Annotated in this window: 10 protein-coding genes; 7 read left to right on the forward strand and 3 right to left on the reverse strand. The window is 71.1% G+C overall.

Annotated elements, in window-relative coordinates:
- Positions 1-46: 46 nt before the first annotated feature.
- Entirely contained in the window at positions 47-856 is an 810-nt protein-coding gene (locus tag BV907_RS16550; protein WP_077490836.1) for an IclR family transcriptional regulator, read from the reverse strand.
- Between the two features lie 91 nt (positions 857-947).
- Positions 948-1658 (reverse strand): GntR family transcriptional regulator, encoded by a 711-nt coding sequence (locus BV907_RS16555; RefSeq protein ID WP_077490837.1) that lies wholly within the window; start codon positions 1656-1658, stop codon positions 948-950.
- A gap of 76 nt (positions 1659-1734) precedes the next feature.
- Between BV907_RS16555 and glyA the strand changes: the two genes are divergently transcribed.
- The 7 genes from glyA (at position 1735) to BV907_RS16590 (ending at position 10576) form a co-directional block, all read left to right on the forward strand.
- Entirely contained in the window at positions 1735-3024 is a 1290-nt protein-coding gene (gene glyA / locus BV907_RS16560; protein WP_077490838.1) for a serine hydroxymethyltransferase, read from the forward strand.
- A complete protein-coding gene (locus BV907_RS16565) occupies positions 3024-4241 on the forward strand; it encodes a sarcosine oxidase subunit beta family protein (protein WP_077490839.1) in 1218 nt (405 codons plus the stop codon). The genes glyA and BV907_RS16565 overlap by 1 nt, the downstream gene beginning before the upstream one ends.
- Positions 4242-4278: 37 nt before the next feature.
- Complete coding sequence (locus tag BV907_RS16570) at positions 4279-4593, forward strand: sarcosine oxidase subunit delta (protein ID WP_077490840.1); 315 nt, start codon at positions 4279-4281, stop codon at positions 4591-4593.
- Positions 4590-7556, forward strand: a complete 2967-nt coding sequence (locus BV907_RS16575) for an FAD-dependent oxidoreductase (RefSeq protein WP_077490841.1) — start codon at positions 4590-4592, stop codon at positions 7554-7556. The genes BV907_RS16570 and BV907_RS16575 overlap by 4 nt, the downstream gene beginning before the upstream one ends.
- Entirely contained in the window at positions 7549-8232 is a 684-nt protein-coding gene (locus tag BV907_RS16580; protein WP_077490842.1) for a sarcosine oxidase subunit gamma, read from the forward strand. The genes BV907_RS16575 and BV907_RS16580 overlap by 8 nt, the downstream gene beginning before the upstream one ends.
- A 3-nt stretch (positions 8233-8235) precedes the next feature.
- Positions 8236-9123, forward strand: a complete 888-nt coding sequence (purU, locus tag BV907_RS16585; protein ID WP_077490843.1) for a formyltetrahydrofolate deformylase — start codon at positions 8236-8238, stop codon at positions 9121-9123.
- 76 nt (positions 9124-9199) lie between these two features.
- On the forward strand, positions 9200-10576 hold the full coding sequence (locus BV907_RS16590; RefSeq protein ID WP_077490844.1) for an L-serine ammonia-lyase: 1377 nt from the start codon (positions 9200-9202) through the stop codon (positions 10574-10576).
- A gap of 78 nt (positions 10577-10654) precedes the next feature.
- Here BV907_RS16590 and BV907_RS18995 read toward each other — a convergent pair.
- A partial coding sequence (locus tag BV907_RS18995; RefSeq protein WP_077490845.1) for a PDC sensor domain-containing protein occupies positions 10655-11249 on the reverse strand: 595 nt, incomplete at its 5' end.

Here is an 11249-nt window from a genome sequence, read left to right on the forward strand (position 1 = left end):
CGACGGGCCCCCTCGGCGTCGGGGGGCCAGTCCGCCTGGCGTGCGGCTAGCGCCGCATGTACCCCATGCGCGCGCTGATCTCGAGGCCGCCCTCCTTGAGCAGCTCGATGAGCTCGGGCATCTCCTCGGGGTCGAAGCGGAAGACCGGCCCGGAGACGCTCACGGCGCCGATCACGGCGCCCACGTGGTTGAAGATCGGCACCGAGACGGAGTTGATCCCGATCTCGTACTCCTCGCGGGTCACGCCGTAGCCCCTGTGGGACACCTCGACGAGCTCCTTCTCGAGCCTGCGCCGGTCGGTGATCGTGAGCGGGGTCCGCGGGGGGAGGCCCGTCTCTTTCAGGATGCGGTCCCTGTCCTCGGCAGGCAGGGCCGCGAGCAGCACCTTGCCACTGGAGGTCGCATGGAGCGGGGTCAGACTGCCCACCCAGTCGTAGGTCGCGAGCGTCGAGGGCCCCATGGCCTGATCGACGTTGACCGCATAGTTGGACCGCAGCACCGCGAGGTTGACGGTCTCCTTGGCATCCTCGGCCAGCCGCTCGAGCACGGGCCGCGCCTCCCGGACGAGGCTCAGGCGCCCCGGGACGGAGTTGGCCAGACGCAGGATCCCAAACCCGAGCTGGTACTTGCCGCGCTCGCTGTTCTGGTGGACGAGCTCACGGTTCACGAGGGAGCTCAAGAGGCGCGAGGCGGTGGACTTGTGGATGCCCATCTCGTCGGCGATCTCGCTCACGCCCGCGTGGCCCTGACGGGCCAGGATCTCAAGGATCGCGAGGGCGCGGTCGACGGACTGCACGCCCCCCTGCTGGGGTCCCTCGACCTCGCCGTCGGGTTCCAGTGCACCACTCGCCACCATAGCCCCGATCCTACTTCGGCTGTGGCGACGGACACTACTCGCGCGTCACAGAGCGCGCCGCATCGGGACCTGGGGCTGTGGGGGCCCGTGCTCAGAGGGCCTGACGGATCGTCTTCTCGAAGCTCGTCACGTGCTCGAGGGCCATGCGGCCCGCGGTCTCGGCGTCGCCGTCGGCGATCGCGCGCAGGAGGTCCGCGTGCTCCTTGATGTGCCCGGCCACGGAGGGCACCTTGTCCAGGACGAGGCACCAGATGCGGGTCGCGAGGTTGTCGTAGCGGATGAGCGCGTCGGTCAGGTGCGGGTTGCCGGCGGCCTCGTAGATGAGCCGGTGCACCGTGATGTCGTAGCGCATGAGCTCGCGCTGGTCGATGGGCTCGGCGAGCCCCTCGATCGTCGAGGCGGTCTCGCGCAGACGCGCGCGCATGGACGTCGACGCCGCACGGGCCGCCCGGCGCGCCGCGAGGGGCTCGAGCTGCTCGCGGATCTCCGAGACGTCAGCGAGCTCGGTGATGTCGACGATCGTCGCGAACGTGCCGCGGCGCGGATAGGAGACGACGAGGTGGTCGACCTCGAGCCGCTTGAGCGCCTCGCGCACGGGCGTGCGCCCCACACCGAGCTCGGCGGCGAGCGCCGTGTCGTTGATCGGATCGCCGGGACGGATCTCGAGCATGATGAGCCGATCGCGCAGCGTGAGGTACGCCTGCTCGGCGAGGGATACGGACGACGCCGCGCCCTCCACGGCCGCTATGGTCACCTTCCGCCTCCTTCCGGGTATCGGTTGACTCCCTGTGACTTCAACCATACTATCGATCTCAGAACTAATATATCAGTTGATGATTAGTCAGATATCAAAGTGGATGTCAGACCCAGGAGGGAACATGCAGAATCTTCTCGACCTGCCGCTCAGCCAGGCAGACCCCGAGATCGCCGCGGCGATCGCCGACGAGCTCGGCCGCCAGCAGGGCACCCTCGAGATGATCGCGTCCGAGAACTTCGCCCCGACCGCCGTCATGGAGGCCCAGGGGTCGGTCCTGACGAACAAGTACGCCGAGGGCTACCCCGGGAAGCGCTACTACGGCGGCTGCGAGCATGTGGACGTCATCGAGCAGCTCGCGATCGACCGGGCCAAGGCCCTCTTCGGTGCCGGCTTCGCCAACGTCCAGCCGCACTCCGGCGCGCAGGCGAACGCGGCGGCCATGCACGCCCTCATCAAGCCCGGCGACACGATCATGGGTCTGGATCTGGCGCACGGAGGCCACCTCACGCACGGCATGAAGATCAACTTCTCCGGCCGGCTCTACAAGGTCGTGCCGTACCAGGTGAGCGAGAAGGACCACCGCATCGACATGGCCGAGGTCGAGCGCCTCGCCGTCGAGCACAAGCCGCAGCTCATGATCGCCGGCTGGTCCGCCTACTCGCGTCAGCTCGACTTCGCCGAGTTCCGCCGGATCGCGGACCTCGTCGGCGCGTACCTGCTCGTGGACATGAGCCACTTCGCGGGCCTCGTCGCCGCGGGCCTGCACCCCAACCCCGTGCCCCATGCCCACGTCACCACCACGACGACCCACAAGACCCTCGGCGGCCCGCGCGGCGGCATCATCCTGACCGACGACGAGGCCCTTGCGAAGAAGATCAACTCCGCGGTGTTCCCCGGGCAGCAGGGCGGGCCCCTCGAGCACGTCATCGCCGGCAAGGCCGTGGCCTTCAAGTTCGCCGCGACGGAGGAGTTCCGGGACCGGCAGCGCCGCACCCTCGAGGGCGCGCGGATCATCGCCGGGCGGCTCCTGACGGAGGACCTCACCCAGGCGGGCGTCGGCGTCGTCAACGGCGGCACCGACGTGCACCTCGTCCTCGTGGACCTGCGCCACTCGGACCTCGACGGCCAGCAGGGCGAGGACCGCCTGCACCGCATCGGCATCACCGTGAACCGCAACGCCGTCCCGTTCGACCCGCGGCCCCCCATGGTCTCCTCGGGCCTGCGCATCGGCACCCCGGCTCTGGCCACCCGCGGCTTCGGCGCCGCCGAGTTCACCGAGGTCGCCGAGATCATCGCGGCCGCGCTCAAGCCCGGGTTCGACGACGAGCTGGCCGCAGAGCTGCGCGCCCGCGTCACGGTCCTCGCCGACAAGCACCCCCTCTACCCCTCACTCACGAACGGAGCCCAGTGATGGCGGACCTGCTGCCCGAACACCCGGAGTTCCTCTGGCACAACCCGGACCCGAAGCCCTCCTACGACGCCGTGATCGTCGGCGGCGGAGGGCACGGCCTCGCGACGGCCTACTACCTGGCCAAGCACCACGGGATGACCAACATCGCGATCCTGGAGCGCGGCTGGCTCGCCGGCGGGAACATGGCCCGCAACACGACGATCATCCGTTCGAACTACCTGTGGGACGAGTCCGCGGCGATCTACGAGCACTCGCTCAAGCTGTGGGAGGCCCTGCCCGAGGAGCTCGAGTACGACTTCCTCTTCAGCCAGCGCGGCGTCATGAACCTCGCGCACACGCTCCAGGACGTGCGCGAGTCCGTCCGCCGCGTGGGCGCGAACAAGCTCAACGGGGTCGACGCCGAGTGGCTCGAGCCCGAGCAGGTCAAGGAGCTCTGCCCGATCCTCAACACGTCGGACGACATCCGCTACCCGGTCCTCGGCGCGACGTACCAGCCGCGCGCGGGCATCGCGAAGCACGACCACGTCGCGTGGGCCTTCGCCCGCAAGGCGGACGAGCTCGGCGTCGACATCATCCAGAACTGCGAGGTCACGGGCTTCGTCAAGGACGGCAACCGCGTCGTCGGCGTCCAGACCTCCCGCGGCACGATCGCGACGCCGAAGGTGGCGCTGTGCGCGGCCGGGCACTCCTCGGTCCTGGCCAAGCTCGCCGGCTTCGACCTGCCGATCCAGTCCCACCCGCTCCAGGCGCTCGTCTCCGAGCTGCACGAGCCGGTCCACCCGACGGTCGTCATGTCCAACCACGTCCACGTGTACGTCTCCCAGGCGCACAAGGGCGAGCTCGTCATGGGCGCGGGCATCGACGCGTACAACGGCTACGGCCAGCGCGGGGCGTTCCACGTCATCGAGGAGCAGATGGCCGCCGCCGTCGAGCTCTTCCCGATCTTCTCCCGGGCGCACCTCCTGCGCACGTGGGGCGGCATCGTCGACGTCACCCTCGACGCGTCCCCGATCGTCGGCAAGGCACCCGTGGAGGGCATGTACGTCAACTGCGGCTGGGGCACCGGCGGCTTCAAGGGCACGCCCGGCGCCGGCTGGACCATGGCGCACACGATCGCCAAGGACGAGCCCCACGCGCTGAACGCCCCCTTTGCCCTCGAGCGCTTCGAGACCGGCGCGCTCATCGACGAGCACGGCGCCGCCGCCGTGGCCCACTGACCGGGCTGCCCGGGATTAGACACAGCCAGGAGTCCCTATGCTACTGATCACCTGCCCGAACTGCGGGCCCCGCGACGAGACCGAGTTCCACTACGGCGGCCAGGCCCACGTGGCCTACCCCGAGAACCCCTCCGAGCTGAACGATGCGGAGTGGGCCAAGTACCTCTTCTACCGCGAGAACACCAAGGGCCTCTTCGCCGAGCGCTGGGTCCACACCGCCGGCTGCCGCAAGTGGTTCAACGCCCTGCGCGACACCGTCACCTATGAGTTCAAGAGCGTCTACACGGGCGCCGCCCCGGCAGCCCCTGCCGGCACGGCATCCGCGACCAGCACGAATGGAGGCCAGCAGTGAGCCCCGCCGAGTCCACCCAGGCGTTCCGCCTCTCCGCCGAGCAGGCGCCGGCCGCCCGCGTTCAGCGCGACGGCGTCGTCACCTTCACGGTCGACGGCACCGAGTACACGGGCTTCAAGGGCGACACGGTCGCCTCGGCCCTCCTGGCCCACGGCGTCATCGAGACTGCCCCGTCCCTGTACCTGGGCCGACCGCGCGGCATCCTCGCCGCGGGCGTCGAGGAGCCCAACGCGCTCCTGAAGGTCATCGACCGCGGCGCCGGCGGCATCGACGAGTCGATGCTCCCCGCCTCGACCGTTGAGCTCGTCGACGGCCTGCGCGCCGAGTACCTCTCGGGCCTCGGCCAGCTGGACCCGCGCAAGGACGAGGCGGTGTACGACAAGAAGCACGTGCACACGGACGTCCTCGTGATCGGCGGCGGCCCCGCGGGCCTCTCCGCGGCCCGCCAGGCCGCGGCCTCGGGCGCCCGCGTCATCCTCATCGACGACCAGCCCGAGCTGGGCGGCTCGCTCCTGACCTCCCCGGCGGAGACGGTCGACGGCGTGCCGGCGCCCGAGTGGATCGCGGCGGCCGCCGCGGAGCTCGCCGCCGCGGACGAGGTCACGGTCCTCAACCGCACGAACGCGTTCGGCTCGTACGACTCCAACTACGTCGTCGCGCTCGAGTCCCGCACCGACCACCTCGGCACCGAGAAGGCCCGCGAGCTCAACGCCCAGGGCGTCTCCCGCCAGCGCCTGTGGCACATCCGCGCGCAGCAGGTCGTCCTCGCGACCGGCGCCCACGAGCGCCCCGTTGTCTTCGCCGACAACGACCGCCCCGGCGTCATGCTCGCCTCCGCGGCGCGCACCTACCTCAACCGCTACGGCGTGCGCCCCGGCTCCTCCGCGGTCGTCTTCACGACCAACGACTCCGCCTACGCCGGGGCCCTCGACCTCGCCGCCGCCGGCGTGGCCGTCCCGGCCGTCGTCGACGCCCGCGCCGAGAAGTCCGCCGTGGCCCTCGCCGCCGAGGCCGCCGGGCTCCGCGTCATCTCGGGCTCCGCCGTGGCGGGCACCGAGGCCGGCGCTGGCACCCGCCTGGGCGCCGTCGTCGTCCGCGGGCTCTCCGCCGCCGGTGAGCTGACCGGCGAGGCCGAGCGGATCGAGGCGGACCTCCTGGCCGTCTCCGGCGGCTGGAGCCCCGTCGTGCACCTGTTCAGCCAGCGCCAGGGCAAGCTGCGCTGGGACGAGGACCTCGCGGGCTTCGTGCCGGCGAGCTCCGTCGCGGCCCAGCAGGTCGTCGGCTCGGCCCGCGGCTCCTACGCCCTGGGCGACTGCGTCGCCGAGGGCGCGCACGCCGGCGCCGTCGCGGCGTTCAACGCGGGCTTCGTGACCGAGGCCGGCGTCCACGCCTCGAGCCTGCCGACGAACCCGGCCACGGCCTCCGCGCCGACCCGCCAGGTCTGGCTCGTCCCGGGCGAGACCGGCGAGCCGGGGGAGTGGACCACCCACTTCGTCGACTTCCAGCGCGACCAGTCCGTGCACGACGTCCTGCGCGCGACCGGCGCGGGCATGCGCTCGGTCGAGCACGTCAAGCGCTACACCTCGATCTCGACCGCGAACGACCAGGGCAAGACCTCGGGCGTGAACGCGATCGGCGTGATCGCGGCAGCGCTCAAGGGCGAGAACGGTGAGGCTCCGGGCATCGGCGGGATCGGCACGACGACGTTCCGCGCCCCCTACGCGCCCATCGCCTTCGCCGCCGTCGCGGGCCGCAAGCGCGGTGACCTCTTCGACCCCGAGCGCATCACCTCGGCCCACCCGTGGCACGTCGCCAACGGCGCCGAGTTCGAGCTCGTGGGCCAGTGGCTGCGTCCCTGGTACTTCCCGCAGCCGGGCGAGTCGATGGACGACGCCGTGCTGCGCGAGTGCCGCGCGGTGCGCGAGTCCGTGGGCTTCATGGACGCCACGACGCTCGGCAAGATCGAGATCTGGGGCGCGGACGCTGGCGAGTTCCTCAACCGCATCTACACCAACGCGTTCAAGAAGCTCGCCCCGGGCATGGCCCGCTATGGCGTCATGTGCGGCCCGGACGGCATGATCTTCGACGACGGCGTGACCCTGCGCCTCGACCAGGACCGCTTCTTCATGACGACGACGACCGGCGGCGCCGCGAAGGTCCTCGACTGGCTCGAGGAGTGGCACCAGACGGAGTGGCCGGAGCTCGACGTGAACTTCACGTCCGTGACCGAGCAGTGGACCACCGTCGCCGTCGTCGGCCCGAAGTCCCGCGCGGTCATCTCCAAGCTGGCCCCGGAGCTCGACGTCGACAACGAGGCGTTCCCGTTCATGGCCTGGCGCGAGACGACCCTCGCCTCCGGCATCCCCGCCCGCGTGTGCCGCATCTCGTTCTCCGGCGAGCTCGCCTTCGAGATCAACGTGGCCACGTGGTACGGCCTGAAGGTCTGGGAGGACGTCGCCGAGGCCGGCGCCGAGTTCAACATCACCCCGTACGGCACCGAGACGATGCACGTGCTGCGCGCCGAGAAGGGCTACCCGATCGTCGGGCAGGACACCGACGGCACCGTGACCCCGCAGGACGCGGGCATGGAGTGGATCGTGTCCAAGGCCAAGGACTTCGTGGGCAAGCGCTCCTACTCGCGCATCGACACGGCCCGCACGGACCGCAAGCACCTCGTGTCCCTGACCCCGGTCGACCCGTCCTTCCGCCTCCCGGAGGGCACCCAGGTCATCGAGCAGGGGATCTCCACGAGCCCCGCGTACGGCCCCGTGCCGATGCAGGGGCACGTCACGTCGAGCTACCACTCGGCGGCGCTGGGGCGTTCCTTCGCCCTAGCCCTCATCAAGAACGGCCGCAACCGCATCGGCGAGACGCTGACCGCCGTCGCCGGGGACCGGCTCGTGGATGTCCTGGTCGGTGAAACCGTCCTCTTTGACCCCGAAGGGAAGCGCCGTGATGGCTGAGACGATTGCTGAACTGACTGTCCCCGCCGGTGCGTCGGCCCTGCGCCGCAGCCCCGCCGCCCAGCTCGCCGAGGCCTTCGAGGCGGCTTCCGCTGCCACGGCCGCCGCCGGTGCCCAGCGCGCGGTGGCCGTGCGCGAGATCCCCTTCCTGGTCCAGCTCGGCCTCCGTGCCGTGCCCGGCTCCCAGGGCGCCGCGGCCGTCGAGGCCGCGCTCGGCGCACCGCTGCCCACGGGCCACGCGGGCACGACGGCGGGCGGCGGCTTCACGGTCCTGTGGATCGGGCCGGACGAGTTCCTGGCCGTCGGCGACGAGAGCCCGGAGAACTTCACGTCCGACCGCGGCCCCGCCGAGGCCGCCCGGGTGGCCTCGGCGCTCGGCGAGGCCGGCGCACGGACGCCGGGCGGCGTCGTCGACCTCTCCGCGAACCGCACCACGTTCGAGCTGACCGGTCCGGGCGCGCGCCTCGTCCTCGAGAAGGGCGTCTCGTTCGACCTGCACCCGCGGGCCTTCGCCGTGGGCCAGGCGATCGTGACCTCGCTCGACCACGTGCCGGTGCTCGTGTGGAAGACGGGCGAGGACGCGTTCCGCGTCCTGCCGCGCGCCTCGTTCGCGGACCACGTGGGCCGCTGGCTGATCGACGCGATGCGTGAGTTTGCCGCCCCGGAGGTGCCGTAGGCCATGGCTGCGCAGGCGCCTGAGTTCGTCCTGACGCTCAACTGCGCCGAGGGGCCCGGGATCGTCTCGGCGGTCTCCGGGTTCCTCGCCGAGCGCGGGTGCGACATCGTAGACATCAAGCAGTTCGGCGACCGCCGCGCGGGGCACTTCTACATGCGGGTGCACTTCGAGGCGCCCGCGCCGGGCGGCGCCGCCGCCAGCGACGGCTCGGACGACGGCGCGCGGCTGCGCGCCGAGTTCGGCCCGATCGCGGAGCGGTTCGGCATGGAGTGGAGGCTGCGGCCGGCGGGGGAGAAGACCCGCGTGCTGCTCATGGTCTCCAAGTTCGGGCACTGCCTCAACGACCTGCTGTTCCGCGCCCGGATCGGGGAGCTGCCGGTTGAGGTCGTGGCCGTCGTGTCCAACCACGAGGACCACCGCGGGCTCGTCGAGTGGCATGGGATCCCGTACCACCACATCCCCGTCACCGCGGAGACGAAGCCCGAGGCCGAGGCCAAGCTGCTCTCACTCGTGGACAGCTACGGCGTCGAGCTCGTGGTCCTGGCCCGGTACATGCAGGTGCTCTCGGACGCGCTGGCGACGCGGATGGCCGGGAAGGTGATCAACATCCACCACTCCTTCCTGCCGTCCTTCAAGGGCGCCAAGCCGTACCACCAGGCCTGGGAGCGCGGCGTCAAGACGGTCGGGGCCACCGCCCACTACGTCAACGCCGAGCTCGACGAGGGCCCGATCATCGCCCAGCAGGTCATCGAGGTGGACCACACCCACTCGCCCGAGGACCTCGTGGCCGTGGGCCGCGACGCCGAGTGCAAGGCCCTCTCCAACGCGGTGCGCTGGCACTGCGAGGGGCGCGTTGTGCTCAACGGCAACCGGACGGTCGTGCTGCGGTGACCTGCCCCGGCGGCACAGCGGCCGGCGTGACCTGGGCCGCCGGGACCGCGTCCCACACCTCGGAGGGACGTGCGGTATGGCGCTGAGCGTGCTGGACATGTTCACCGTGGGCATTGGGCCGTCCTCCTCGCACACGGTCGGTCCCATGCGCGCCGCGCGCCTCTTCACAGAGGGGCTCCGCGACGCCGGGCTGCTCGACCGCACGGAGCGGGTCCAAGCAGAGCTGTTCGGCTCCCTCGGTGCCACCGGGCACGGCCACGGGTCGGACAAGGCCGTGATCCTCGGCCTCCAGGGCGAGAGCCCGGAGACCGTGGACACCGACACCGCGGACGCGCGCGTGGCCCAGGCAGCCGCGGACGGCAAGCTCCGGCTCGCGGGGGAGCGGCACGTGCCGTTCTGCCGGGACACCGACGTCATCATGCACCGCCGCCGGAGCCTGCCCGCCCACCCCAACGGGATGGTGTTCCGGGCGTTCGACGGCGCGGGCGGGATCCTGCGCGAGGGCACGTACTATTCGGTAGGCGGTGGCTTCGTCGTGGACGAGGCCGCCGCCGGGGCCGACAGGATCGTCGAGGACTCGACGATCCTGCCGTACCCGTTCACGACCGGTGCCGAGCTGCTCGCGCACTGCCGGCGGGAGGGCCTGCGGATCAGCGACATCATGCTGGCCAACGAGCTGTCCTGGCGCACCGAGGAGGAGCTGCGGGCCGAGCTCCTGCACATCTGGGGCGTCATGAAGGAGTGCGTGCACAACGGGTGCACGCGCACCGAGAAGCTCCTCCCGGGCGGGCTCAAGGTGTCCCGCCGGGCGCCCAAGCTCCTGACCGACCTCGAGGCGACCGACGACGGGACGGACCCGATGCGTGCGATGGACTGGGTCAACCTGTTCGCGCTCGCGGTCAACGAGGAGAACGCCTCGGGCGGGCGCATCGTCACGGCGCCCACCAACGGGGCGGCCGGGATCGTGCCCGCCGTGCTGCACTACTACGAGAAGTTCGTCCCCCGGGCCGACGACGACGGCGTGGTGCGCTTCCTGCTCACCGCGGCCGCCGTCGGGATCCTGTTCAAGATCAATGCCTCGATCTCCGGCGCCGAGGTCGGCTGCCAGGGCGAGGTGGGCTCGGCGTGCGCCATGGCCGCCGGCGGCCTGTGCGAGGTGCTGGGCGGGACGCCCGAGCAGGTCGAGAACGCAGCGGAGATCGGGATCGAGCACAATCTCGGCCTCACGTGCGATCCCGTGGGCGGGCTCGTGCAGATCCCCTGCATCGAGCGCAACGCCATGGCGAGCAACAAGGCCATTAACGCCGCGCGCATTGCCCTGCGCGGGGACGGGACCCACAAGGTCTCGCTCGACAAGGCCATCAAGACGATGCGGGAGACCGGCGCGGACATGAAGGTCAAATACAAGGAGACCTCCCGCGGCGGCCTCGCCGTCAACGTCATCGAGTGCTGAGGGCCTTCGGCTCTCGATGCCCGCAGGGGGCGCGTCGTCGACGCGCCCCCTGTTGGGTTAAACGGGAAGAGCGTCCCGTCAGCCTGCCTTGGCCACGTGGAGACGCCAGGGGACGGCCGGGAGATCCACGGTGCGGCCGCCGTCCTCCGCCGGGGTGAGGACCTCGCCGATGAGGCTGCCGGCGTTGGTGGCGATGACGACGCCGAGCTGGTCCACGATGCACGAGCCCGGGGGCAGGGCGTCGAGGAGCGGGGCGAAGTCGGCCTGGAGGTGGCTGATGAGGACGTCGGCCGTGGCCGCGCCGGCCACCTGCCCGTCCCGCATGACGCGCTTGCTGAAGCTGATGATGTAGGCGTTGGAGCCGTTGGCGTCCACGTAGGCGTAGCTGCTCTGCACGGCGTGCTCCGTGCCTTCCCGGGGCCACCACGGGGTGCTGGCGAAGTCGTAGAACTCGAGGTCCATGTCGAGCCGCTGCGGCGCCGTCCGGCCCGGGGGAACGTAGGACCAGATGATCTCCGCCTCGCCGAAGTAGGCCGACTCGGTGAAGAAGCCCAGGCCGTAGAGGACGGGCGAGGCCTCGTCCAGGGTCCGGTGGGCTATGTCGTAGACCCCCTTGAGATCCTCCGGGGTCGGCCGGTCGGCCGTGGCGTCGAGGGCGGCGTGGACGGCGTCC

The organism is Sinomonas mesophila (assembly GCF_001999765.1).
In the GTDB taxonomy this organism is placed as follows: Bacteria; Actinomycetota; Actinomycetes; order Actinomycetales; family Micrococcaceae; genus Sinomonas; species Sinomonas mesophila.